The sequence below is a fragment of the Bradyrhizobium sp. genome (assembly GCF_019244115.1).
Taxonomy (GTDB): domain Bacteria; phylum Pseudomonadota; class Alphaproteobacteria; order Rhizobiales; family Xanthobacteraceae; genus Bradyrhizobium.
Genome location: NZ_JAFATE010000779.1, coordinates 1 through 25,379, shown reverse-complemented (window position 1 = coordinate 25,379; position 25,379 = coordinate 1). Strand labels below are relative to the sequence as shown.

Below are 25,379 nucleotides of genomic sequence, written 5' to 3'. Positions count from 1 at the left end.
CGCTTCGGCCAGCATCTTGCCATGCTGGTCGAACTGGCCGGCGAGCTCGCTAAGATCGATCAGCGCCTTCTTGGTCGTGGTGTTGAAGCTCGAGATCTGCTCGTCGACCAGCTTCGTGGTCGCGCCGGTGCGCGACGACACGTCGTTCAGCGTCGAGACGAACTCGGCGACGCGGCTGACCAGCGCCTGCTCCAGCGTCGACAGGTTGGCGTGCGCCCCGGTCAACACCTCCTGCAGCAGGATGTTGCCTTCGCGCAGGCGCTCGAACAGCGCGACCGTGTCGGTGCGCAGGATCTTGCTGGTTTCCTGCATCTCGGTCACGGCGGCGATCGACACCTGGCGGGACTGCTCGATCGCGGTGCGCGAGGCCTGTTCCATGTCCCGCAGCGACTTGTTGATCGCACTGGTGGCGAGCTCGCCGGCCGAGGTGATGGTTCGCGCGACGTCCGAGCCGTTGCCCATCATCGACTGGGCGAAGGCCTGGCCGCGGCTCTCGATCGACTTCAGCGCATCGGAGGTGACACGATCGACCTCGATGGTGAGCTGGCCGGTCTTGGCGCCGATGGCTTCGATCAGCTGGCCGCGCCTACCGTCGAGCAGTTGCGACAGCCGCTCGGTCTGCTGCTGGACGTAGCCGACCATCTCGTCGGTCTTGCCGGACACCGCGGAGCCGAGCGAATTGCCGGCGGCGAGCACCGAGCGCTCGATCTCCGCCGATACCGACTTCATCCGCGTCGAGACCTCGTTGGAGGCCGAGACGAGGGCGTTCTGCGCATTGAGCGCGCTGGCCTGGATGTTGTCCGTGGTGTTCGCTGTCACTGAGGTGAGGGAGCGCTCGATTTCGGTCGAGATCGCCTTGATCTGGCCAACCGCCTGCGCGCCGGTATCGGTCAGGGAGCCATGCGCCTCGCGCGCGCTGCTCAAAATCGAAGCGGCGGTATCGGTACCGGCCGCGGACAGCGTCCGCTCGACCTCTGCCGCCAGCGTGGTGATGTGCTTGGTCGTTTCGGAAGAGGCGTCGACGAGCGTCCTCTGCGCTTCGCGCGCGCCCATCGTAATGGCTTCCGCGGTGGCGTTTCCGGCCGCGGTCAGCGAGCGCAGCACGTCGGCGGCCAGCGCCTTGACCTGGCTCGTCGACTCGGAGGACGCATTGACGAGGGTTGCCTGCGCCTCGCGCGCGCCTGACGTAATGGCTTCTGCCGTGGCGGTTCCGACCACCGAGAGCGAGCTCTGGATGTCGGCCCCCAACGTCTTGACGTTCTTGGCCGCTTCCGCGGAGGCCGCGACCAGCGTGTTCTGCGCCTCGCGCGCGCCGGCCGTGATGGCTTCCGCGGTGGAGGTGCCGGCCGTCGACAGCGACCGCTGCACATCGGCGGCGAGCGCCTTGACGTGATCGGCGGCATCGGAGGACGAACTGACCAGCGTGGACTGCGCCTCGCGCGCCCCGGCAACAATCGCCTCGGCCGTGGCCGTACCGGCGGCCGACAGCGTTCGCTCGACGTCGGCGGCCAGCGTCTTGATCTGGCTCACGGTATCGCCTGACGTCGACACCAGGCTGAGCTGCGCGTCGCGCGCGCTGTTGAGCACGGAATTGGCCGCGTTGGTGCCGACCGCGGTCAGCGCACGCTCGACCTCCGAGGACGTCATCTTCAACTGCGCGCCGACATCCGAGGAAACGGTGAGCAGCGCCTGCTGGGCGGCGCGCGCACCGGTCTGGATTGTCTCAGAGGTGTTGACCACGAGATTGGTCAGCGAGCGCTCGGCGTCCTCGACATGCGACTTGATGCCCGATGACAAAAGCTCGGCGCGTGCCATCAGATCGTCGCTCGCCTGCCGCCCGCTGCTCTCGATGCGGCCCGCCACCGCTTCGACGCGGGAGCCGAGCAGGTCCTCGAACTGCGCCACGCGCGTATCAATGTCGGTCGCGACCGCGTCGACCTTGGCCTCGAGGCCCTGGTGGATTTCCTGGAAGCGGGCGACGATGGTGTCGGACAGTTGCGCGCTGCGACCATTGATCGTCTTGGTGACGCTCGCCACGCGCTGCTCGATCGCGTCGATCGCCTGCGCGGTGCCGCCGGTCAGCGAGGAGGTGAGGTAGGTCAGCCGCGAATCGATCGAGTGGATCGCCTGCGCCGCGCCGTCCGTCAGCGTCACCGCGAGCGTATTGAGCCGGGTGTCGATGGTGTCGGTCACCGAGCGTGCGCGGGTGTCGAAGGTTTGCTCGAGCGACTTGATCCGGCCGTCGATGGCGGAGTCGAAGAAGGCGATCTTGCCGTCCAGCGAGACGTCGAGATTGGTCACCCTGTTGCCGAGCGTGGTCTCGAACTGCAGCAGGCGCTGATCGAGCGCGGCCGTGATCTCGCCGCCGTTCAGGCTCACGCGGTTATCGAAGCTGTCGACATAGCTCTTCAGGCTGTCGGCGATCTCCTGGGTGCGCTGCCCCATGCGATCGACGATTTCGCCGCCAAAGGTCTTCACGGTGCGGTCGAATTCCGAGATGTGGCGCGTGATCAGCGCGCCGAGCGTGCCGCTGTCGCGGGCGAATTTTTCCGCGAGCTCGGCGCCCTGGTTCTTCACCAGTTCGTCGAACGAGCTCATCTGCAGCGACAGCGTGTCATGCGCGCTTTCGGTCTGGCTGACGACCTTGGTGACCAGCGCGTTGACGGTGGCATCCAGCTGGTCGCTCGCCTTCTCGCCCGACGTCATGATGCGCTCGGCGAGCTTATGGCCGGCTTCGTCGATCTTGCTGACGAGGTCGCCCGAGCGCAGCTCGAGCTCGAGCAGCAGCGAGTCGCCGGAATTCTTCAGGATGTCGTGGACCTGTTCGGTGCGTTCGGAGATGCCATCGACGATGACGGCGGAGCGCTGTTCGAATTCGGCGATGGTGCGGTCGATGCGCTCGTTGAGCATGTCGTGGACGCGCTCGGCGAGATCGGCAAACTCGTCATGGACGTGACCGGTCTTGAAATTCAGACTGGTGGTAAGGCGTTCGCTCGCGTCCAGCACGGAGCGGGTGGTCTCGGCGCTGGCCTCCTCGAGACGGTCGAGCAGTTCGCCGCCGCGCTCGCCGAGCGCCAGGATCATGTTGTCGCCGGCATTGCCGAGCGCCGCGGTGATATGGGCGCCGCGCTCTTCCAGGGCGCCGGTGATGCTTTTGGCGACTTCGTCGACGCGCGAGGCGATCGCATCCGAAATCAGCGCGATGTCGTGGCGCAGGTCGATCTGCACGCCGGAAATGGCGCTGCGGACCTGTTCGGCCTGTCCGACCAGATTGTCGCGCTGGTGAGCGATGTCCTGCAGCAGCGCCCGGATCCGCACCTCGTTATCGGTATAGGCGCGTTCCAGTGCCGCGACCTCGTTGGCGACCAGCGTCTCCAGTTCGCCGGCGCGTGCGATCGCGCGCTCGACGCCGTCGCCCATCGCGGCGACTTCGCGGCGGATCGCCTGGCCGACGGTGACCATCGAGTCCGACGTTGCCCCCTCAGGCTCGGAAAAGCGGATTGCGACCTGCGACATGGCCTGCGCAATCATTCGCAGTTCCTGGCCGCGCCAAGCGATGCTCGCCACGAAATAGAACAGCAGCACCGGCGCAAAGAACAGCGCCGCGAGACCCGCCAATATCATGACACCGGCGCTACCCTGGCCGATGGCGGCCTGCAGCGCGGGCAGGAAGCCGAACGTCAAGAGGCCGCAGCCGAGCGTCCAGACTGCAGCGAAGATGGTCGCAAGCCGGTAGAAGCTGCGGGCCGGCCGGCCCTTCTGCAACGCCTGCAGCAGCTGTCCGATGGTCTCGCGGTCGTCGTTGGCCGGGCGACGGGGCGGCTGCGGCTCGTTCATCGGCTCGAACACCGGGCGATCGGCAGCCGGCCGGATCTCGAAGGAAGGCTCGTCGAAGGTCAGCGCGGGCGGCGGGACCGGCGGGGAAGAAGCATCAGTCCGCGCGGCCGGTTCGGGCGCCGCGGCGTCGTTGATGTTCAAGGCTTCCTGGATGGCAGAAAGCGCAACTTCAGTAGGGTCTTTGACCTTCTTGGGGTTGTTCGCCATGTTCAGTCAGCCCTCATACTGATTTTCCGCAGGACGCCATGCGCAAGCACGTCCGCTGGCCTGAAACCGGCAGCAGCTCTGCATGGCGCCAGGACGAGGCCCGTCCGCCATCGCCCTGTCCGCCACATCCGGGACACATCCTATTGGGTGCGCGATGCGAAAGAAATGGCTGCGATTAAGACAATCTTAATCATTCTTATTCATCGTTAACAGCTTATTGCATTAACGCTTTCGCAGCTCTCGATTTTCTCCACCGGTGCTTTGGATTCGGGCGACTTTTGGTCCGAATTGGGGCTGATCTGTGGCGGGTACGCAAAACGTTCCGTTAACGATCCCCGTGATTGGCTGTGGCTGAACTGCCCACTCATGGCGAGAACAGACGGGGAATCGAGTTCCCGCCGGGCCTGCCGTGCAAGGAAACGGAAGCAGCGGATGTCCTCTTCGCCTTCGGTCGCGGATCGTGGCCCGATTGATCTCGAGCATCTCGGTCAGAGCACCCTCGGGAACGCCAGCCTTGCGCGCGAAGTCCTCGGCCTGTTCGCGGACCAGGCAGCGCGCGTGCAAAGGCAACTCGCGGCTGTGCCCCCGCACGCCGGCGCGTTGGCGCACACGCTGAAGGGATCGGCACGCGCCATCGGAGCGTTCGCCGTCGCGGACGCTGCGGCCGCCCTGGAACTGGCGATCCGCGAAGGACGGGCGCCCACGCGGGCGCTTGCCGATCTCGATACTGCGGTCAAGGCCGCGCGCGCGGCGGTCGAAGCGATTCTTCGCTAGCGGATGTTCCGGCGAAGTGGGATCCGGTTCGCCGACAAGAACGACAAGAACATGCGCCAACACCAAAATCTACGCCGCTTGCCGGCCATATTGGGTTGCCGGAGTGATCCATTATGGCCGGAAAGCCCGTCGTGTGCGTCACCGGGACTTCGCCCTGATCCCGGCGGCCGTTTTCGGGGGGAACCGCACTAGCGCGCAGCCGACCCGTCCGTTATAGGACGTCCCGAACCTCCGTCATTCCTGCACTATCCTTCCACCCCCGCATACGAGTTCACATGGCCAAGATCCACTTTGTCGACCATACCGGCGAGAAGCGCACAGTTGAAGTCGAGAACGGCGCGACCGTGATGGAAGCTGCGATCCGCAACGCTATTCCGGGCATCGAAGCCGAATGCGGCGGCGCCTGCGCCTGTGCGACCTGCCATGTCTATGTCGACGAAGCCTGGCGCGAGAAGGTCGGGCCGCCCTCGCCGATGGAAGAGGACATGCTGGATTTCGGCTTTGACGTCAGGCCGAATTCGCGCCTGTCATGCCAGATCAAGGTGAGCGACGAGCTTGACGGCCTCGTGGTCTCGACGCCGGAGCGGCAGGCCTAGGGCTCCGCACCAAAGCGCTCGCCGCGAGATCCCGCCGGGCGCCCCGAATCAATCCGGCTGTGCTAGTCGTGTCGCCCGATCTGACGCGGTTGGGGATAGCCGATGAGCGACGCCGGAGCGAAGGCCTTTCAGCGGGCCCGCCTGCAAAAGCAGCAGAAAAAGGCGGTCGACGGCCTGCTGTCCGCGGCGCTCGAAGCCTACAACGGAGCACGTTTCGCCGAGGCGCAGTTCATCTGCGGACAGGTACTCAACGTTGCGCCCGACAATTTCGATGCGCTCGGGCTGCTCGGTCTCAGCCAGCTCGACGGCAGTCAGAAGGAGGAGGCCGAGGCGACGCTCAGGCGCGCCGTCGGGGTCGATCCGCGCTCGGCCGAGGCGCACTGCAACCATGGCGTCGCCTTGTTCGAACTCAAGCGCTATGAGGAGGCCTGCGCGGCCTATGAGCGGGCGCTGTCGCTGAAGCCGAAATATCTGACCGCGCTCAACAATCTTGGCAACGCCTGGAAGCATCTCAAAAGTTTGGAAAAGGCGATCGAGTTCTACAAGCGAGCGATCGCGCTCGATCCGCGCTATGCCGATGCCTGGACCAATTGCGGAACGGCGCACCTGATGCTGTCGCAAATCGAGGAGGCCAGGCTCTGCTTTGCCGAGGCCTTGCGTCTGCAGCCACGCCATGTCGAGGCGCTGGTGGAGATGGCCAGGATCGAGGTCATGCATCGGCAATTTGCCGCAGCCAGGAGCCGGCTCGACACGGCGCTAACCCTGCGACCGAAATCGCCCGAAGCGCTTGTGGCTCGCGGCTCGCTGCTGGTCGAACTCGGCGATGTCTCGGCGGGCTACCGGGATTGCGAGGCGGCGGTGGCGCTCGCGCCGACGCGGACGACCGCCTTGGTTGCCTGCGCCGAGGCGGCGAAGCTGGCCGGCATTTCCACGCGTGCTGCCGAACTCGCACGCGAAGCGCTGAAGCAGATCCCGAACGATTCGCGCGCGCTGACCGTTCTCGGCAGCTGCCATGCCGCTTGGGGCGACATTCCCGGTGCCATCGCCAGATATGACGAGGCGCTGGCCGCCAGCCCCGACGACGAGGTGGCGATCTCGCAGAAGATTTTCGCTCTCGATTTCCTCGCCGGCGCGGATTTTGCGGTCCAGCAGGAGGCCCGGCGGGTTTGGTGGACCCAGATCGGCTCGCTGGTTTCGCGATGTGAACTTCGCGAAATCGACATCGATCCGGAACGGCGACTGCGCATCGGATACGTCTCCTCCGACCTGCGGCAGCATTCCGCAGGTCTTGCGGTGTTGCCGATCTTTCAGGCCCACGATCACCGGCAGTTCGCCATTATCGCCTATCATTGTTCGAGCACGAACGACGCGGTCACAGAGCAGTTCCGGGCCTGCACCGACCAATGGGTCGACGCGGCCGAGATGTCGGACGACGAACTCGCCACGCGCATTAAGGCCGACCGTGTCGACATCCTCGTCGATCTCTCAGGGCACACGGCAGGCAACCGGCTCGCCGTGTTCTGTCGCAAGCCCGCGCCGCTTCAGGTCAGCGCGTGGGGCAACGCCACCGGGACCGGCGTTCCTCTCATCGATTTCCTGTTCGGCGACCAGGTCGCTATCCCGGAGCAGGCACGGCCGCTGTTTGCCGAGCGGATTGCCGATTTGCCGTGCCTGATAACCATCGCGTTGCCGGACATTCCGGTCGGCCCCTCGCCGATGCTCAAAAAGGGATTTCCGACCTTCGGCGTCTTCAACCGCATCGACAAGATCACGGATGAGGCGATCGCGGTGTGGGCGCGGATCCTCAGCGCAATCCCCGATGCGCGTCTGGTACTCAAGCATCTCGTGCTCGATGAGTCCCATGTCCGAACCACGTTGCTCGACCGATTTGCCGCGGCTGGGGTCGCTCTGGACAGGGTGAGCTGTCTTGGGAAGTCGGATCGTCCCCTTCATCTGCGCGCCTTTGACGAGATCGATATCTCGCTGGACCCGTTTCCGCAAAATGGCGGCGTGAGCACCTGGGAGTCGCTCTACATGGGCGTACCGGTCATCACCAAGCTCGGCACCACGACATCATCGCGGGCCGCCGCGTCGATCCTCGCCGCGATCGGGCTGACCGAGTTCATCGCTCCCGATGAGGAGGCCTATGTCGAGATCGCCCGCCGCGCGGTCGCGGCGCCTCACGCCCTCGCGGAGTTGCGCGCCGGATTGCCGGGCCGTATCGCAACGTCGGAGGCGGGTGATCCCGTGCGCTACACGAGGGCGGTGGAGAGCTGGTATCGCCGCTTCTGGCGCGATTATTGCGCACGCGCTTCGCTGTCATGACCTGGACCGGGCCGCCGCCGCTGGTTTGTGGTCGGCGCGGCCGGTCCGAATCAATCCGAATGTGCTAGTCAGGTCGCCGCGTCGAAACTGGCGGAGAAAAGGTAATGGCCGATGCCGGATCGCGAGCCTTTCAGCGGGCTCGCCTGCAGAAGCAGCAGAAGAAGGCGATCGATGAGCTCTTGGCCGCGGCGCGCCAGGCCCTGGACGGTCGCCGCATGACCGAGGCCCAGTTCATTTGCAGTCAAGTCCTCACCTTCGCTCCGGACAATGCCGAAGCGCTTCGATTGCTCGGGATGTCCCAGCTGGAGGCGGGGCAGCTGAGCGAGGCGGAGATCACGCTTGGGCGGGCGATCGCAGCCGGATCGCGCTCGCCTGAACTCCTGTGCAATCGCGGGGCAGCGCTTTTCCGGCTTGGACGTTTCGCCGACGCGCGTGAACTGTTTCAAGCCGCGCTGGTCCTGAATCCGAAGCACATGGTGGCGCTGACGAACCTTGCGGTCGCCTTGCGCCGGCTCGACCGGCATGAAGAGGCGCTGAAGATTTACGAGCGGGCGCAGGCCCTTGCTCCGGACGACGCGGACATCTGGTATGAGCGCGGCGTGACCCATACCGCGCGCGGCCGGATCAGCGACGCGTTGCGCTGTTATGAGCAAGCCCTGCGACTGGACCCGCGTCACGTCGACGCCATGGTCGGGCAGGCCGTGATGCTGATCCTTCTGTCCCGCCTGTCCGCCGGGCGCGAGCTGCTCGACAAGGCCATCGCGCTTCGGCCCTCGAACCATGAGGCTCTGCATCATCGCGCCAGCCTTTTGCTCAGGCTGGGCGATCTTCCCGGCGCGCTGCGCGATGCGGAAGCCGCGGTCGCGGCGGCGCCCGCCGAGCAGCAGCATCTGCCGCTGATGGCGCGGGCCGACGTCGCGTTCGCGATGAAGGATACCGGCCTCGCAGTCTCGCTTGCCGAACGGGTGCTGCAGAGCTGGCCGGCCTCGGCGCGCGCGTACATCATGCTTGCGTCCTGCCGCGTGGCGGCGGGCGACATCGCCGAGGCGGTCGCGTTCTACGATCGCGCCATCGCGCACGCTCCGGAGGAGCACACCGCGATTTCCGGCAAGATCTTCGCGCTCGAATTCCTCGATGGGGTCGATGTCGCCGACCAGCAGGCGGCGCGTCGCCTGTGGTGGGAGCGGATCGGCTCGACCCGTCCGCGCCGCAGGCTCGAGCGCATCGATACCGATCCGCAGCGACGCCTGCGCGTCGGCTATGTGTCGGGCGACTTCCGCGATCACTCGGCCGGCTTCATCATCCGGCCGGTGCTGCGTTGCCACGATCGGACCGCGGTCGAAGTCTTCGCCTACAGCACCAATGCGAAGCCCGACGCTATCGTCGATGAGTTCCGCGCGTTGGTCGAGCACTGGCGCGACGTCGCGCAGATGTCGCCCGACGAACTCGCCGACTGCATCGTGGCCGATCGCATCGACATCCTCGTCGATTGCTCGGGACATACCGAGGGATCGCGGCTGGCAGTGTTCGCGCGCAAGCCGGCTCCCATTCAGGTCAGCGCATGGGGCCACCCGACCGGGACGGGCATGCCGGTGATGGATTATCTGTTTGGCGACCAGGTCGCAATTCCCGAGCAGGTCCGACCGCTGTTTACGGAAAAACTCGCCGACCTGCCCTGCCTGATCACGCGCGAGCCGATCGGTCTTCCGGTCTCTGCGCTGCCGATGCTGAGGCGGGGCCATGTGACCTTCGGCGTGTTCAACCGGATCGACAAGCTGTCCGACCAGGCGGTTGCCTTGTGGTGCCGCATCCTGGCCGCGGTCCCCGACGCGCGTCTGATCGTCAAGCATATCGCTCTCGACGATCCGGCGGTGCGGCAACGGCTGATGGCGCGATTTGCCCAGCACAGCATTCCGCCCGAGCGCATCACATTCCTCGGAGACTCCGATCGTACCGCGCATCTGCGCGCCCTGGACGAGGTGGATATTTCACTGGATACGTTCCCGCAGAATGGCGGCGTCAGTACCTGGGAATCGCTTTACATGGGCGTGCCTGTGGTGACCAAGCCCGGCAATTGTGTCGGCTCCCGAATGTCGGCCTCGATCCTGACCGCGATCGGCCTCACGGATTTCGTCGCGTCCGGCGATGACGACTATCTCGCGATAGCAACGCGCTTCGCCGCACAGCCGGAGCTCCTTTCAGCGCTGCGCGCGGGTCTGCCCGCGCGGATCGCAAATTCCGAGGCTGGCGACGCGGTCCGCTATACGGCGGCCGTGGAGGCTCACTACCGGCGCTTCTGGCGCGATTATTGCGCCTCGGCCGGCGCTGCCTGAGTTCCATCGGCTCGTTCCACGCCGCGCCGGAGCCATGGTCGCAGCTTTTCGATAATCTCCGGCGTCAGCGGCGTCGGCCTCCGGGTCATGTCATCGATCAGGACCGTCACCGCCTTTGCCGAGGCGACGCATTCGCCTTCTGAGAAGACGACCTGATCGAATGTCACGGAGGTTCGTCCCAATCTGGCCACGCCAAGGCCGAGCTCGATCCGTCCCGGCCAGCGCAACTCGGCGCGGAAATGGATGTCGAGCCGCACCATGATCCAGGCGAGCCCGTCGGGCACTAGGCCGTATTTCGGATCTTTCATCAAAGTCACGCGGCCGGTCTCGAAATAGGTCGCATAAACAGCGTTATTGACGTGCTGATTGGGATCGAGATCGGCAAATCGCACGTTGTCGGTGAGGCGGTAGGGAAAGTCCTCCAATCGAGGCGTCGATGCGGCAGGGGCTTCGACTTGGGTCTCCACTCGTGTCTCGATTTGAGGCGGCGCGTTCACCGATTGATCTCCGTCATTTCCATGCCCTTACAGCCCAGTTAATCCTCTCCGGCAAGCGGCCCGGGCGGGCGCTAGGGGTCATTTATGGCTTTTCTCGCCCTTCCGCCTTGGCTAGACAGGCCTAGCCCACCTCGCGCCACCGAGACCCTCGCGGCGCGGCCCAACCGAACAACGAAGCGACAGAAGCGATATGAGCGAAGCGATCAAGACTGACGTGCTGATCATCGGTGCCGGCCCGTGCGGCCTATTTGCCGTATTCGAACTGGGCCTGCTCGACATCAAGGCGCATCTTGTCGACATTCTCGACAAGACCGGCGGTCAGTGCTCCGAGCTCTATCCGGAAAAGCCGATCTACGACATCCCCGGCATTCCGATGGTCACGGGGCAGGGGCTCACCGCTCAGCTGATGGAGCAGATCAAGCCGTTCCATCCGACCTTCCATCTCGGCGAGATGATCGACACGATCGAAAAGATCGGCGATCCGGCGTTCCGCGTCACCACCGATGCCGGCAAGGTGTTCGAGTGCAAGGTGGTCGTAATCGCCGCGGGCGGCGGCTCGTTCCAGCCCAAGCGTGCGCCGGTGCCGGGCGTCGAGGCCTACGAAGGAACCTCGGTGTTCTACTCGGTCCGCAAGATGGACCAATTCCGCGACAAGGAGATCCTGATCGTGGGTGGCGGCGATTCCGCGCTCGACTGGACCCTCAATCTGCATCCGCTCGCCAAGCGCATCACGCTGGTGCACCGGCGCGACGATTTCCGCGCTGCTCCGCACAGTGTGGAGCAGATGCGCGGGCTGGTCTCCGCGGGGAAGATGGACCTCAGGATCGGTCAGGTCACGGCGCTCGAGGGCGCGAGCGGCGTGCTCCGAGGCGCCACGATCAAGGGCAACGACAATACGCTCACCAACATCACCTGCGACGCGATGCTGCCGTTCTTCGGCCTCACGATGAAGCTTGGCCCGGTCGCCAACTGGGGCATCGCGCTGGAGAACAATCTGATCCCGGTCGAGACCTCGGCATTCGAGACCAGCGTGCCCGGAATTTTTGCGATCGGCGATATCAATACCTATCCTGGCAAGCTGAAGCTGATCCTGTGCGGCTTCCACGAGGGCGCATTGATGGCGCAAAAGGCGCATCGTTACGTCTATCCGGAGAAGCGGCTGGTCTTCCAATATACGACGTCGTCCTCGAGCCTGCAGAAGAAGCTCGGGGTCGGCTGATCGAACGGCGTCGTTACAGTGTGTTGCTGGTAGCCGAAATCGTCACTCAATGGATGTGTTCTCGGCACGAGCAGGCTATCATTGTCGCGCAGCCTTTCTGAAATCCCGCGGCTTCGCGCTTGAAGGCGCTCCCGCCGCGAACTCTTGAAACGGCCGCATTCGTACGCGCCCTCGATATGCGTGTTGCGCAAGCGGCCATTCCATACGAGGACAGGTGAAATGATGATGCAGAACGTGCTCTCCGGATTTCGGCAGATGCCACAGATGCTGCGGCGTTGCGTCCTGAGCAGCCTTGTCATCTGCGCAGTCGTGGGTGCCGCGCCTGTACGCGCGGACGAACCGTCGGCGGCCGGTCTCTGGCAGAAGGTCGAGGATGGCCGGCCGGTGCTCTATGTCCTTGTCCTCGATCACAACGGCATCTTCGAAGGTGTCATGGCGAAGCTGTTCCCGAGGCCGACCGATCCGCCCAACCCGGTGTGCTCGGGCTGTACCGACGACCGCAAGAATGCGCCGTGGCTCGGCATTTCCTTCATCCGCGACATGAAGCGGGCCGGCTTGAAATATGAGGACGGCAATGTCCTCGACCCGCGAAGCGGCAAGATCTACAGCGCGAAGATGACGATGAGCGCGGATGGTCAGGAACTGACGCTCCGCGGCTATATCGGTTTTTCCCTGCTCGGCAAGGATGAGACCTGGCAGCGTCTGCCAGATACGGCGATGGCAGAGATCGATCCGGCCGTCATCGCCAAATATCTTCCCGCGCAGGCGCTCGCCGTCAAGCCTCCGCCGACGCCGATGAAGCCGCCGGTCGCGCCCAAAAAGGGCCCGCCGCCGCCGCGTCAATAAAGCGTCGCTCGTTCAGCGCTGCTCCGGCACGACGACCAGCGGCGGCGCGGGCTCGGCCCGCACTTCGGGTACGACGGCGTCGAGCTGCAGCACGGCCGCAGCCGCAGGCAGCGCCGCGTCGGCCATTGCTGCGTGGCCTTCGGCCGAGGGATGGACGGCGCCCCCATAGACCGCTGACAGGACGCCCCAGGTCGCGTCGTGGATGTCGGAGGCCTGCATCGAGGACGGCAGGCCCTGGGGGTAGGTCATCGCGGCGAAATAGCTGTCATTGGCATCACGGATCCAGCGTGCGCGGGGCAGATAGGCGCGGTATTCGCTCGCGCCGCGGCCGCACAGCAGAGGCTGACTGGCGGCGGTGACGATGTCGGAATCGAAGCTCTCGCCCTTAGGCGAAAAGCACTCCCTGTCGAATTCCGGATCGCTCCCGGCACGTGCGCAAAAGCCGTGATCGGCGAACACGCCCTGATGGGCATCGACGAATGTCATGCGATCGGCGCGCGGATCGCGGCACAGCACCCCGGATTCACACAGCGCCAGCGCCTTCAATTCCGGAAGAAACTCGCTCTGCACGTAGGCCGAGACGGCGGCGAGCCGCTCGGCGTCCGCATTGAAGGAGGGATGAATATCGAAACCGGCACGCCCGCCAGGGCAGGGCGCGCCGCCCTCGTTGAGGGCGGGGTTGGCATAGGAGACGTAGACGACGTGTGACAGGTCGCCCACCAGCGGCTTCAGTGCTTCGCGCAGCCTGCCAAAACTTTGCGGCAGCTCGCGGGTCAGGGCGCTGTGCGATTCATCGATCGAGCCGATCACCCCGGTGCGTCGGAACAGCGTGCGTTCGGTCGGGGTGTCCACGATGACATCCGCAACCAGCCCGGAAAAATTGATGTCATTTGCGCCGATCGACAAGAGCACAAGGTCGAGCTTGCGGTCGATCTGGCGGCGTTTCGCGGCGGCCAGCGCATCGCGCAATTCGGAAACCTGCGCGTTTATCGTCACGGCGCAGGAGCCTGATTTCGAGGGCGGACATTCGCGGGCGCGCTGGTAGCCGAGCAGCCCGTCCAGGATGCTGGCGCCGGTGCAGGCGAGCGGCAGATAGGTCACCGCGACGTGCGGATACTGCACTGCCAGCGCCAGCGCGGTGCGGGTCTGATAGCTGTACAGCGAGCGGTGGCAGGCGGAGTTGAGCCAGAGCGCGCTTTGCCGCTGCCACACCTGCAACGGATCGGACGCTTCGCAGGCGCGGCCGCCCTTGTAGCCGGCGCGACTCGGGCGATAATACTGGGCCGAAGCGCTACCGAGATACGAGCGGAAACAAAACCCATCGTCGGACAGCGCAATCGCACGGTCCGGATTGCCTTCACCGGAGGCGATGCTGTCGCCGAGCCCCGCGATGAAGACGTCGCGCACCTTGATCTCGGTGGAGATCCGCTGCGGCTCCGATCCGCTTGACACCTCCACGGTGGCGACCGTCTGGCGGCCATAGCGGACGCGCAGGCTGAGCTGCTCGGCGCAGTCGAGGGTGGCGCGCTGCGGGGCGTCGCCGTCCTCGAACGTCCAGGCACAGGTGGCGCCGACCGGGATCGCGCCGTCGAGGCGGACAACCACCGCATGGTCGGACGGCGTCAGGTAGCTCTCCTTGACGTTGTCGCGCGTGCAGGGGTCGCTGACGCGCCCCTGCAGATCGATGCAGAGGCGGCTGACCATGTTGCGGGCCCAGCCGCGGCCGTCGCTCTGCACTTCGAGCGATTGTTCGGAGGCGAGAATGCTGCGATTGCGGGTGCTCTCGACGTGGAGCAGGAAGTCGCGCTCCTCGCGGAACAGGCGGAAGCGGTTGCGGACTTCCCAGGAGATCTGCAGCGGCGCGTCGGAGACGGACTGTGCGGCCACCGGCTGGAACGGGACTATGGCAAGGAGTCCGGTCAGCAGGATGCCGGGAAGAACAGCGCGAAGGGCTTTTCGGATCATGGCGGCTTTGGCGTTACTGATCAATACATCGGACCAAAGGAAGCGCTTCGGGCCCGGATCGTTCCGGGCCCTCGTCTCACCGCTGTGATTTCAGGCGTTTCACCGGCTGGGGAACGGCAGTCGGACCGGCAAAGGTGCTGGCCTCGGTGGCGCGCCTGCGCTCCTGCCAGGGGATCACCACGTTGAGCCACAGCTCGCGCGCGCCCATGATCGAAATCGCGGTCGAGAAAGGAATCACGAAGTAGAGCACGCGGAACACCAGGAGCGTGGCGAGCAGCTGTTCGCTGCCGAATTGCGGCAGCGCGAGCAGCATGGCGACATCGAACACGCCGATGCTGCCGGGTGCGTGGCTGGCGAAGCCGAGCAGCGTCGCGAGGATGAACACGACCGCCAGCGACATGAAGTCGATCGGCGGGTCCATGGGAATCAGGAGATACATCGCCAGCGCGCAAAAACCGAGATCGACCACGCCGATCAGGATTTGCAGCAGCGTCAGCCGCGCCGACGGCAGCACGACCTTCCAGCCGTTCTGGCCAAGCTCGCGGCGGTTGTCGCCGAGCGAGAGCCAGCCGAGATAGGCGAAGATGGCGATGATGCCGCCGAATCCGATCAGCCGGTTGACGGCGTTCGGCAGCTGGTCCATGGCGGACGCGGCCGACGGATGCAGGGCCATTCCGATGCCCAGCACGAAAGTGTTGCCGAGCCAGAAGGTCAGGCCCGAAATGAAGCAGATCTTGGCGACATCGATCGCGTTGAGGCCATAGTCGGAATAGATCCGGAACCGGATCGCGCCGCCGGTGAACACGGTCGCACCGATATTGTGCCCGATCGAATAGCTCGTGAAGCTGGACAGTGCCGCGATCCGGTAAGGGACGTGCTTCTTGCCAATCGTTCGCAGGGCGAAAAAGTCATAAAAGGTCAGTGTGAAGAACGCGCAAACCACGCACAGCGCGGCGAGCGCGATGTGGCTGGGAGGAATGTCGGTCAGCGCAGCTTTGATCTTTTCCGCGTCCACGCCTTTGAGCGTGCGGATCAGGGTGGTAATCGCAAAAGCGATGATGAACAGGCTTGCGGCGATACCCAACCGTTTCCAGCCAATCCATTTCTTGAAACCACGCCTGAGCGCAGTTAGCAGTCCGTGCATTCATCCTCCCGGCAGGGCGGCATAGGCTGGCAAGCCCGCATCTTAAGGAAAATTGGTGTCAATTGCTGTGGATGCCAAAGTTCCTTATGCCAAAAAGGCAACCTTGTGCAGTCCTTGACAATGGTGTGCGGTCTGTCGGTCGGTCTCGATTGTCACACGTCCTACATAAGGTCCCGGCTCAAGGATTCGAGCCCGGGCGCGTTTTCGCTGGAGGCGCTGGTTCCAACGTCTTTGCGGCGACATTTGGATCCGTCCGGACACGATTTGCGAGCCGGTTCTGCGACGTAAAGCCACGAATTGAGACAAAACGTCGCGCGAAAGTCTCCATCAAGGTTTAAGCGCGCCGCAGGGCAAAATGGGCACCGGAGAACGCCATCACGGCGCCGAGGCAAAGCGCCGCAAGGCCGGCCAGCACGCCCGATATCGTCGGCATCGGGCTCGGCGCGGATGCAGCCTGGCCGGCACCGGCCAGCACCAGGACGCCGACCACGATCAGGAATTGTCGCATGCGCTGCGGGATCTGTCCGGACACCGCGCTGTGCATCAGCGCCGCGACAAAATATCCTCCGGAGAAGCCGGCGGTCGCAATCAGCCACCAGGCGATGGCGGCTCCCGCGGGCATGGACTCGCCCGTGCCGGACCGCCAAAGACCGCCGAGGTCGAGCCCGTAACGGGCGCCCAACATATGAACGGCCAGCGCAAGAAGCACGCCGGTGACCATCGCGCCTGCATGGATGAGGCGGCGGGGGAAATAGGTCGTCTCTGCCATGATCGGCTTGTAGGATAAAGCGGTTAGGCTAGGCAAGCTTGCGGGACGGGACCAGGATTGAACGAACTGCCATTGCAGGAGGATGCAGCGCTTGCTCCGGAGAGCGAGGTCGCGGCGCGCTACGCCTATAGAGCGTCGCTGATCGGCGGGGCGCATCAATTTGAATTGAGCGATGGCGGACTGGCGTGGCGCATCGCGGGCAGGCGAGGCCTTTGGCGCTACGGCGACATTGCCGCGATCCGGCTGTCGTTTCGGCCGGTATCGATGCAGGCACGGCGGTTTCGTGCGGATCTCCGCCACATCAATGGCGGACGCATCGCGATCCTCTCCACCTCCTGGCAGACCGCGGCGCTGATGGCGCCCCAAGATGCCGGCTACCGCGACTTCATCGTCACCTTGCATGCACGGATGGCGGAGGCGGGAAGCCGCGCGGCTCTGATTGGCGGGCTCGGGGCAACTGTCTATTCTGCGGGTTTTGTGTTTCTGGCGCTCGTTGGGTTGGCAATGGCCGGGCTCCTCGTGCGTTCACTCGCGGTCGGCGAGTTCGCCGGTGCCTTGTTCATCACAGGCTTTGCCGCACTGTTTGCCTGGCAAGTGGGCGGCTTCATCAGGCGTAACCGTCCGCGCGTCTACAGGTTCGACAATCTGCCGGAGGCGTTGCTGCCTTGAAGCAAGACCGTCAATGCCGCACGACCAGCACCGAACATTTCGCATAGCGCACGACGTGGCCGGCATTGGAGCCGAGGAAATAGGTTCGCATGGCCGGCCGATGCGACGTCATGACGATCAGCTCGGCCTTGACGGTGGCGGCCTCTTCCAGAATCTCGTGGTAGATGCCGCCCTGACGCACGGCATAGGAAATGTGATCAGGCTCGATGCCGGATTCCTGCGCCACGATCGCAAGGGCCTCTTCGGCGGTCTGGCGCTGCTGAGTATCGAAATCGGCCGGAACATACTCGGCCAGCATCACCGGCGTCAGCGGCAGCACGTTCAAGAGCCGCACGCTGCCATCCCAGGTCTTCGACAGCGTGGCGGCCGTCGCGATCGCCGGCTTGGCGAGTTCGGTGTCGGCGAGATCGATCGGCACGAGGATGGATCTGAACATCTGCGCCTCCCAGTCTGAACCGGAGGGTAACACATTCCGCGGCGCTTGACCTCTCTCATGCCTGCCGCAAAAATTTGGGGCTGACGAAAATGGCCAGCGCGCCGCTGCGAAATGCCACGTCGTTCCAGTCGTCGATTGCAAAATCGAACACGGCTAGTCCGGAGGTCGGCAGATTGTCGGCCAGCGCCTTGCGGCCCCTCGCGTCGCCGCTGCCGGCGAGCGCCAGGGACAATTCATGCATTCCGGGATTATGGCCGACGAGCATCAGCCGCTTTGGGTCGGAAGCGGATGCCATCCGGATGATCTGCAGCAATTGGGCGGGATCGGCACCGTAAAGGTCGGCCACCCACTCGACCTCGGGCAGCGCAGCATGTTCCTTGATCGCCGCGGATGCGATCTCCCAGGTCTCCTTGGCCCGCACCGCGGGCGAAACCATCACGATGTCCGGCGACGGCGGGTGACGTCCGATCCAATCGCCGATCTCGGTGGCATCTTTCCGGCCGCGCGCATCGAGGCGCCGGTCCTGATCGCGGCCCGAGGGCGAGTCGATCTCGGTCTTGGCGTGTCGCAGCAGCATCAAACGGCGCATGGCAGCATCTCGATTCGTTCTTTCCTCAATCATGTACCGCAGGTCACTAACGACCAAGGTGACAAACCGGCGTAGGGTTCGTAAGAAAACGCTATGAGCGAGACTTCCACAAGCGCGATCACCGCCACCGGCACTGCGCTGCGAGAGCGCGTGCGGCTGACGTTTGACCTCGACGTCGACATTTGCGTGGTCGGTGCTGGTCTCGCCGGCCTGACGGTTGCGCTCGAAGCCGCGCGGCTCGGCGCCAGCGTCGCCGTTCTCGAAGGTCGGCACGTTGGTTGGAACGCCTCCGGCGCCAATCTTGGAACCGTGATTCCGGGTTATTCGCTTTCGCTCAGCGAACTGATCGAACGCGTCGGATTCGAGGACGCCCGCGAACTCTGGGCACTGTCCAAGGAAGGCGTCGAGTTCATCAGGGCCACTGCGACCGAAGAGTTGATGCCGGGGATCGGTTTCAGCGAGGGCGCGCTCGAGGTCTCCAATGTCGACGCTGGCGACCAGCTGATCAGCCGGCTGCAGATGCTGGCCGAGGATTTCGATACCGAGGTCGAGGGCTGGCAGATCGAGCGGGTCCGCAACGAGTTGCGGACCAACCGTTATTTCCACGGCGTGTATTATCCCCGAGCCTTCCAAATCGATGGCCGCAAATATGTTCATGGCCTCGCCGCGCTCGCCAAGCGCGCCGGCGCCCGGATCTTTGAGGACACGCCGGTCGTCAGCATCGATTCCTCCGGCATTCGCAAGCGCATCGTGACACCTTCGGCACGCATGCGCGCCTCCCATATCGTGCTGGCCGGCAACGTTCATCTCGGCGCGCCACTCAAGCGGCTGTCGGACACCCTGCTGCCGGTCTGGCGGTATGCGGCTGTGACAGCGCCGCTCGGCGAACGGCTGCGCCATACCGTCAGCTTCAAGGGATCGGTCGCGGATGCCGACGGGATCGATCATTTCCGCGTGGTCGATGGCGACCGTCTGATCTGGGCCCGTCCGGAGACCACCTGGGAAGCGCGGCCGCAGGGTTTTGCCGGCTCCATTCAACGCCGGATCGCGACGATCTTTCCGGAACTCGGCCGGGTCGAAATAGCGGAGGTTTTGGGCGGCGTGGTCGGGCAGACGGTGCACGGCATGCCGCAGATCGGCCAGCTTCGCAAAGGCCTGTGGGTCGCGAGCGGCTTTGGCCGGCAGGGCCTCAATACCTCGGCGATGGCAGGGCAGCTGATCGCCCGCAGCATTCTCTGGGGCGATGAACGCTGGCGGCTGTTCTCGCCGTTCGAACTGGTCTGGGCCGGCGGCATGACAGGGCGGGTGGCCGGCTATGTCGTCGGCTTGTGGGGGCGCGGCAGTTCGGCGGCCGCCGGTGCGCTCGCTCGGCATCGGGAGCGGGCGCGGGCGCAGGAACGCCTGCGCGAGGCCCGTCTGGCCGAGGCCAACCGGCAGGCCGCCATGCGTCCGTTGCCGAGCGGCCGGCTGCCGCGCATGAACCGTCCCGCACCTTCGCAGGCAGCCGAACCGGCTGATCAGGTCGCAGATCACGAGAGTGAGGGAGCCTGACCTGCTCGCGGGAAAGTGAGGAAAACGCGGATCGCCGGGTGTAACGTCGGACGGTGCCGTCCGTATTTCAGAGCGACCCGATCTCGTTCCGCCTCGCACGGAGACCACCATGCTTGACCGCCGCATTCTGATCACCTCGGTCGCCAGCCTCACTGGCCTTGCCGCCTTCCGCTGGCTGCGCGCCACGCCGGCCCGGGCCGGGCATAAAGCAGCGGAGGAATTCGAGGTCGAGAAGACCGATGCCGAATGGCGTGCGCAATTGACGCCGCAGCAATATGAAATTCTGCGCAACGAGGGCACCGAACGGCCCTGGACCAGCCCGCTCCTCAAGGAGCATCGCAAGGGCGTCTTCGCCTGCGCTGGCTGCGACCTGCCGCTGTTCTCATCCGAGACGAAGTTCGAGAGCGGCACCGGCTGGCCGAGCTTTTTCAAGCCGCTCGACAATGCTGTGGGTGAGACCGAGGATCGCACCTTCGGGATGACGCGGACGGAAGTGCATTGCCGGCGCTGCGGCGGCCATCTCGGCCATGTCTTCGATGACGGGCCGAAACCCACGGGCCTGCGCTATTGCATGGACGGTGTGGCGCTGGTCTTCCATCCGGCGGCGCCGTCGGCAACGTGATGGCGTCGGAATTTTCGGGCTCCTCCTTATAGGTCAGGCGAACCAGTCCGACCCCGCGCTCTGGGGGCGGGTCTTGGCATGCCGAATGCCCGGCAATTGTTGCCCGCCCGGCAAATCCGCCCCGGTCATCGCGCTGGATATTTTCCGCTAGCTCACTGAAATAACAACATTTTTTGTACTGGCACAACCCTTGCGACTGTCTCGTTCGATTGCGGCATGGCTGATCCGCTGGCCGAAGGAATCGAATTGGAGACAAGGGTATGGGTATCTTCGACGCGTTGAACACTTCGGTCGGCGGTCTGCAGGCGCAATCCTTCGCGCTGCAAAACATCTCAGGCAACATCGCGAACGCATCGACCACCGGTTACAAGGGAATCGGCACCAGCTTCGAGGATCTCATTCCGGACGCCACCACGCCGAGCCGGCAGGTTGCAGGCGGCGTCACCGCTTTCGCTCAGGCGACGATTACGACCCAGGGCACCGTGTCTGCCTCGACGGTCGCCACCAACATGGCGATCAACGGCGACGGCTTCTTTTCGGTGCAGAAGGCGTCCTCGATCACCGACAACGTGCCGGTGTTTTCCGGCGTCACCGACTATACGCGGCGCGGCGATTTTCAGCTCAACGCCAACGGCAACCTGATCAACGGCGCCGGCTATTACCTGATGGGCATCACGGTCGACCCCAAGACCGGAAACCCCACCGGCAACGTGCCGCAGGTGCTGCAATTCCAGAACAACTTCATTCCGGCCCAGGCCACGAGTTCCATCCAGTATGCCGCCAACCTGCCGACCCAGCCGAGCACGCCGGCGAGTTCGACCTCGACGGCGGGCTCGATCACCGCGGTCGGCGGCCTCAACCCGGCCGACTTCGCCTCCAATCCCCTGCCGATCGGCTCGCCGGCGCCGCCCGTCGACGCCTCCATCACCGGGACGGTCGTCAACAACCAGATGGGCACGCCGGCTCCGATCACCGTCAATACGGCATTATCGGGCACGGCGCCGAGCGACTCGCTTGCCGCGGGGTTCGCCGCCGGCGACAGCATCACGATTGACGGCACGACCATCAACTTCGTCGCCTCGGGGGCTACCGGAAACCAGCTCAACATCACGGATAATGTCGGCGCGCTGCTCAACAAGATCGCCGGGATCACCGGCGGCCTGGCCACCGTCACGGGTGGGCAGATCACCCTCCACACCGGCACCGCGCAGGATCTCGTCATCACCGGCAATACGGCCAACGCCACGACCGCCCTCCACGGGCTTGGCTTCGCCACGGTGCCGATCTCGCAGGCGCGTGCGCCGGGCACCAATGTCGGCACCGGCACAGTCACCGCCAACGACCTTCAGACCTTCACCAACGAGTCCATCTCCGGCGGCGCGGTCACGACCTACAACGCGGCTGGCACGCCGATCAATCTGCAACTGCGCTGGGCCAAGACCGACTCAGCCTCGCTCGGCTCGGGGCACAGCGACAAGTGGAACCTGTTCTACCAGACCTCGACCACCGCAACCGGTACCCAGACCGCGTGGGTCAACTCCGGCACGACCTTCGCCTTCAATGCCAACGGATCGCTGGCCTCGCCAAGCGGCTCGTCCATCGCCATTCCGAACGTGACCGTGAACGGCCTGTCGCTGGGAAATCTCTCGTTCAATCTGGGTTCGGGCGCGCTCACGCAGTTTGCCAGCTCGAGCGGCGCTGCGACCATCAACACCATCACCCAGAATGGTTTTGCCGCCGGGCAGCTGCAGTCGGTCGCTGTCAATAATTCGGGCCTCGTGGTCGGCACCTTCTCCAACGGCCAGAACATCGATCTGGCGCAGGTCACGCTCTCGCACTTCAACGGCACCAATTATCTGAAGGCGCTCGACGGCGGCGCCTACGAGGTCACCGACCTGTCGGGCCCCGCGATCATCGGTGCCTCCGGCAAGATTTCCGGCTCCTCGCTGGAGAGTTCGAACACCGACATCGCAGACGAGTTCACCAAGCTGATCGTCACTCAGCAGGCCTATTCGGCGAACACCAAGGTGATCACCACGGCCAACAACATGGTGCAGGACCTGTTGAACGTGCTGCGCTGACCGGAAGCGGTGCGAGGCTAGTGTAACAAAGGCAGGCAATCACCATGGGTTTGAGTTCAGCCCTTGCCACTGCGATGTCCGGACTGCGCTCCACGCAGGCGGCGCTCTCGATCATTTCGTCGAACGTCGGCAACGCGCAGACGCCCGGCTACGTCGCGCAAAATCCGAACCAGATCGAGGTCGGAAGCGGCGGTTTCGGCGCCAGCGTCGAAACCACCGGCGTCAACCGCGCGCTCGATCTGTTCGTGCAGGGCCAGCTGCGCACCGAGATCGGCGGCGGCGCCTATGCGGACCAGATCAACAACATCCTCTCTCAGTTGCAGAGCGTCTACGGCACCCCGGGCGGCGACGGCACGCTCGAGACCGCGTTCGGCAATTTCACCAGTGCGCTGCAGTCGCTGTCGACCAATCCGGGCAATGGCTCGGCGCAATCGGTCGCCTTGTCGGCAGCGCAGTCGCTGGCCCAGCAGCTCAACGCGACGACGCAAGGTATCCAGTCGCTGCGCACCAATGTCGATCAGGACATCGGCACTTCGGCGGCCAAGGCCAACACTGACCTGAAGCAGATCGCGCAGCTCAATCTTCAGATCCAGGGTCTGAGCCCGAGCGATCCGCAGGCCGCAACGCTGATGGACCAGCGTGACAACGCGATCAGCGATCTCGCCAAACTGGTGGACGTCAAGGTCGTGACGGATCCCTCGAACCAGGCGAGCGTGTTCACGACGTCGGGGATTCAGCTCGTCGGCGGCGGATATGCTTCGCAGCTGGTCGCCGGCTCCCAGGGCGCGCTCAATGCGGGCTCGCTCTACAACTCTAATCCGGGCCTCAGCGGCGTCTCCTCGCTCAATATCCGCCTGCCGAGCGGCGCCCTGATCGATGCGGTCGGCAGCAACGCCTTCAGTTCGGGCCAGATCGCGGCCGACATCAAGCTGCGCGATCAGACGCTGGTGCAGGCGCAGACCCAGGTCGACCAGCTGGCGGCGACGCTGGCGAGCTCGCTGTCGGATGTGACCACGGCAGGTACCGCGGTCACAGGCCCGCCGGCCGGTTTCAGCGTCGGAACGTCGAATGTGCTGCCGGGCAATACGATCAACCTGACCTACACCGACAGCAGCAATGCGCAGCACCAGATCCAGATCGTCAACGTGACGGATCCGCTGGCGCTGCCGCTGCAGAGTCCTGCCGGCGCCAACCCGCAGCGGATCGGGATCAACCTCTCGCTCGGCATGGCCTCGGCGGTCACGCAATTGAATGCGGCACTCGGCAGCGCGGGCCTGACGTTCTCCAATCCGTCCGGGAGCACGCTGAATGTCGTGGGATCGTCGTCGGCGACGGTGAACGCGGCTTCGACGATCACGACGACGCAGGCGCTCGCCACCGGCAGCCCGCAATTGCCGCTGTTCACCGACGCCAACGCGCTCTACACCGGACAGATCACGTCGAGCGGCCCGCAAATGCTGGGGCTGGCCGGCCGCATCACGGTCAATCCCGCGGTGCTCGCCAACCGTTCCGCTCTCAGCGTCTACTCGACCTCGCCAGCGACCCCGAGCGGCGACAACACGCGCTCGGATTTCCTGTTCTCACAGCTGACGTCTGCGACTTTCTCCTTCTCGCCGCAGACCGGGCTCGGTTCGGCGGCGCAGCCGTTCAAGAGCACGGTCTCTGACTATCTGCAGCAGTTCATCAGCCAGCAGAGCAACTCGGCAACGCTGGCGAAGCAGTTGCAGCAGGGCCAGAGCGTCGTCGTCAGCACCCTGCAGCAGAAGTTCGACTCGACCTCGGCGGTCAACATCGACAGCGAAATGTCGAATCTGATCCAGGTGCAGAACACTTATGCGGCCAACGCCCACGTCATGACGGTGGTGCAAAGCATGATGCAGACGTTGCTGCAGGCTCAAGGGTAAGGCGTTGAACGATGTCCATCTCCAGCATCAATTACGGCAACTCGGTCCTTGGTCAATCGGTTCGTAACATCCAGAACCAGCTCTCGGACCTGTCGACCCAGCTTTCGACGGGCGTCAAGTCGACCAACTACGCCGGCATGGGGGTCAACGAAGGTTTTGCGATTGCGGCCCGCAACCAGCTCGCGAATCTCTCCGCCTTCGGCACGACGATGACCAACGTCAACACGATCATCGGCGCGGGCAACACCGCGCTGCAGTCGCTGTCGACGATTGCGAGCCAGGTGCAGAACAACGCCGCCTCGACATCGCAGAACATCACCTCCAGTGGTCAGACCATCGGCCAGCAGAACGCGGAATCGGAGCTCTCCGCGATCGTCGGCATTCTCAACACCCAGGTCGGCGACCGCTACATCTTTTCCGGCACCGCCATCAACACGCCGGCGGTCGCCTCCGCCGACGACATTCTGAACGGCACTGGCAGCAAGGCCGGGCTGAAGCAGCTGATCGCGGAACGCCAGCAGGCCGATCTCGGCACCAACGGGATGGGCCGCCTCGTGCTGACCGGGCCGAACAACGCACCCACCACGACAGCCACGCAGTTCCAGCTCGCCGAGGACGTCGCCGGCTCTCCATTCGGACTGAAGCTGAACTCGGTGTCCTCGACCCTGACCAACGCCACGGTCACGGGGCCGGCCGGCTCGCCGGCTGCGGTATCGGTCGACCTGACCGCGGGCAATCCCAACCCCGGCGACCAGATCAGTTTCACTTTCAACCTGCCCGACGGGACCACCGAAAACATCCAGTTGACCGCCTCGAGCGCGACGCCGCTGCCGGCGAAGAGCTTTGCAATCGGTACCACGCCCGCGGCCACCGCGACCAATCTGAACAATGCGCTGAACGCCGCGATCGGCACGCTGGCGAACACCTCGCTGGTTGCGGCATCGGCGGTCGAAGCGGGCGACAATTTCTTCAACACCGACGGCACCGCGACCGGAGCGGTCCGGCAGAACCAGGT

Annotated in this window: 18 protein-coding genes and 1 pseudogene; 12 read left to right on the top strand and 7 right to left on the bottom strand. The window is 64.6% G+C overall.

Translation table 11 applies throughout. The annotated features are described in order from the left end of the window. A partial coding sequence (locus JOZ76_RS33355; RefSeq protein ID WP_291705635.1) for a methyl-accepting chemotaxis protein occupies nucleotides 1–4,044 on the bottom strand: 4,044 nt, incomplete at its 3' end. Between the two features lie 432 nt (nucleotides 4,045–4,476). On the opposite strand from JOZ76_RS33355, the gene JOZ76_RS33350 reads away from it, so the two are divergent. The 4 genes from JOZ76_RS33350 to JOZ76_RS33335 all read left to right on the top strand — a co-directional run bounded on the left by JOZ76_RS33350 (nucleotide 4,477) and on the right by JOZ76_RS33335 (nucleotide 10,072). Then, nucleotides 4,477–4,818: an Hpt domain-containing protein gene (locus JOZ76_RS33350; protein WP_291705634.1), complete on the top strand. Its 342-nt coding sequence runs from the start codon at nucleotides 4,477–4,479 to the stop codon at nucleotides 4,816–4,818. Nucleotides 4,819–5,093: 275 nt separating this feature from the next. Beyond that, entirely contained in the window at nucleotides 5,094–5,414 is a 321-nt protein-coding gene (locus JOZ76_RS33345; RefSeq protein ID WP_291705633.1) for a 2Fe-2S iron-sulfur cluster-binding protein, read from the top strand. 102 nt (nucleotides 5,415–5,516) lie between these two features. Further along, the gene (locus tag JOZ76_RS33340; protein WP_291705632.1) at nucleotides 5,517–7,739 is read left to right on the top strand and encodes a tetratricopeptide repeat protein; all 2,223 of its coding nucleotides are present in this window, start codon (nucleotides 5,517–5,519) and stop codon (nucleotides 7,737–7,739) included. 104 nt (nucleotides 7,740–7,843) lie between these two features. Continuing rightward, complete coding sequence (locus tag JOZ76_RS33335) at nucleotides 7,844–10,072, top strand: O-linked N-acetylglucosamine transferase family protein (RefSeq protein ID WP_291705631.1); 2,229 nt, start codon at nucleotides 7,844–7,846, stop codon at nucleotides 10,070–10,072. Here the strand turns inward: JOZ76_RS33335 and JOZ76_RS33330 are convergent. After that, nucleotides 10,045–10,539, bottom strand: a complete 495-nt coding sequence (locus JOZ76_RS33330; RefSeq protein ID WP_291705630.1) for an acyl-CoA thioesterase — start codon at nucleotides 10,537–10,539, stop codon at nucleotides 10,045–10,047. The genes JOZ76_RS33335 and JOZ76_RS33330 overlap by 28 nt on opposite strands. A gap of 220 nt (nucleotides 10,540–10,759) precedes the next feature. On the opposite strand from JOZ76_RS33330, the gene JOZ76_RS33325 reads away from it, so the two are divergent. Both JOZ76_RS33325 and JOZ76_RS33320 read left to right on the top strand, forming a co-directional pair. Further along, nucleotides 10,760–11,788, top strand: a complete 1,029-nt coding sequence (locus tag JOZ76_RS33325; RefSeq protein ID WP_291705629.1) for an NAD(P)/FAD-dependent oxidoreductase — start codon at nucleotides 10,760–10,762, stop codon at nucleotides 11,786–11,788. A gap of 225 nt (nucleotides 11,789–12,013) precedes the next feature. Beyond that, complete coding sequence (locus tag JOZ76_RS33320) at nucleotides 12,014–12,634, top strand: DUF2147 domain-containing protein (RefSeq protein WP_291705637.1); 621 nt, start codon at nucleotides 12,014–12,016, stop codon at nucleotides 12,632–12,634. Between the two features lie 12 nt (nucleotides 12,635–12,646). Here JOZ76_RS33320 and JOZ76_RS33315 read toward each other — a convergent pair whose 3' ends face one another. The 3 genes from JOZ76_RS33315 to JOZ76_RS33305 all read right to left on the bottom strand — a co-directional run bounded on the left by JOZ76_RS33315 (nucleotide 12,647) and on the right by JOZ76_RS33305 (nucleotide 16,512). Next, on the bottom strand, nucleotides 12,647–14,599 hold the full coding sequence (locus tag JOZ76_RS33315; protein ID WP_291705628.1) for a hypothetical protein: 1,953 nt from the start codon (nucleotides 14,597–14,599) through the stop codon (nucleotides 12,647–12,649). A gap of 76 nt (nucleotides 14,600–14,675) precedes the next feature. Beyond that, nucleotides 14,676–15,743: a lysylphosphatidylglycerol synthase transmembrane domain-containing protein gene (locus tag JOZ76_RS33310; protein ID WP_291705627.1), complete on the bottom strand. Its 1,068-nt coding sequence runs from the start codon at nucleotides 15,741–15,743 to the stop codon at nucleotides 14,676–14,678. A gap of 334 nt (nucleotides 15,744–16,077) precedes the next feature. Next, complete coding sequence (locus JOZ76_RS33305) at nucleotides 16,078–16,512, bottom strand: hypothetical protein (RefSeq protein ID WP_291705626.1); 435 nt, start codon at nucleotides 16,510–16,512, stop codon at nucleotides 16,078–16,080. 57 nt (nucleotides 16,513–16,569) lie between these two features. Between JOZ76_RS33305 and JOZ76_RS33300 the strand changes: the two genes are divergently transcribed. Continuing rightward, nucleotides 16,570–17,181, top strand: coding sequence for a hypothetical protein (locus JOZ76_RS33300; protein ID WP_441300146.1), 612 nt, complete (start codon nucleotides 16,570–16,572; stop codon nucleotides 17,179–17,181). A 10-nt stretch (nucleotides 17,182–17,191) separates the two neighbouring features. Here the strand turns inward: JOZ76_RS33300 and JOZ76_RS33295 are convergent, their stop codons facing one another. Both JOZ76_RS33295 and JOZ76_RS33290 read right to left on the bottom strand, forming a co-directional pair. Further along, nucleotides 17,192–17,617, bottom strand: coding sequence for a universal stress protein (locus JOZ76_RS33295; protein WP_291705625.1), 426 nt, complete (start codon nucleotides 17,615–17,617; stop codon nucleotides 17,192–17,194). A gap of 55 nt (nucleotides 17,618–17,672) precedes the next feature. After that, nucleotides 17,673–18,206: a SixA phosphatase family protein gene (locus JOZ76_RS33290; protein ID WP_291705624.1), complete on the bottom strand. Its 534-nt coding sequence runs from the start codon at nucleotides 18,204–18,206 to the stop codon at nucleotides 17,673–17,675. Between the two features lie 93 nt (nucleotides 18,207–18,299). Between JOZ76_RS33290 and JOZ76_RS33285 the strand changes: the two genes are divergently transcribed. From JOZ76_RS33285 to JOZ76_RS33265, 5 genes and pseudogenes are all read left to right on the top strand, one after another. Next, nucleotides 18,300–19,757, top strand: a complete 1,458-nt coding sequence (locus JOZ76_RS33285) for an NAD(P)/FAD-dependent oxidoreductase (protein ID WP_291705623.1) — start codon at nucleotides 18,300–18,302, stop codon at nucleotides 19,755–19,757. A gap of 109 nt (nucleotides 19,758–19,866) precedes the next feature. After that, nucleotides 19,867–20,379: a peptide-methionine (R)-S-oxide reductase MsrB gene (gene msrB, locus JOZ76_RS33280; RefSeq protein ID WP_291705622.1), complete on the top strand. Its 513-nt coding sequence runs from the start codon at nucleotides 19,867–19,869 to the stop codon at nucleotides 20,377–20,379. Between the two features lie 260 nt (nucleotides 20,380–20,639). Continuing rightward, nucleotides 20,640–22,460, top strand: a complete 1,821-nt coding sequence (locus JOZ76_RS33275) for a flagellar hook-basal body complex protein (RefSeq protein ID WP_291705621.1) — start codon at nucleotides 20,640–20,642, stop codon at nucleotides 22,458–22,460. 44 nt (nucleotides 22,461–22,504) lie between these two features. Further along, nucleotides 22,505–24,364, top strand: coding sequence for a flagellar hook-associated protein FlgK (gene flgK, locus JOZ76_RS33270; RefSeq protein WP_291705620.1), 1,860 nt, complete (start codon nucleotides 22,505–22,507; stop codon nucleotides 24,362–24,364). A gap of 11 nt (nucleotides 24,365–24,375) precedes the next feature. After that, a pseudogene (locus JOZ76_RS33265) lies at nucleotides 24,376–25,379 on the top strand (flagellar protein); the annotation flags it as partial.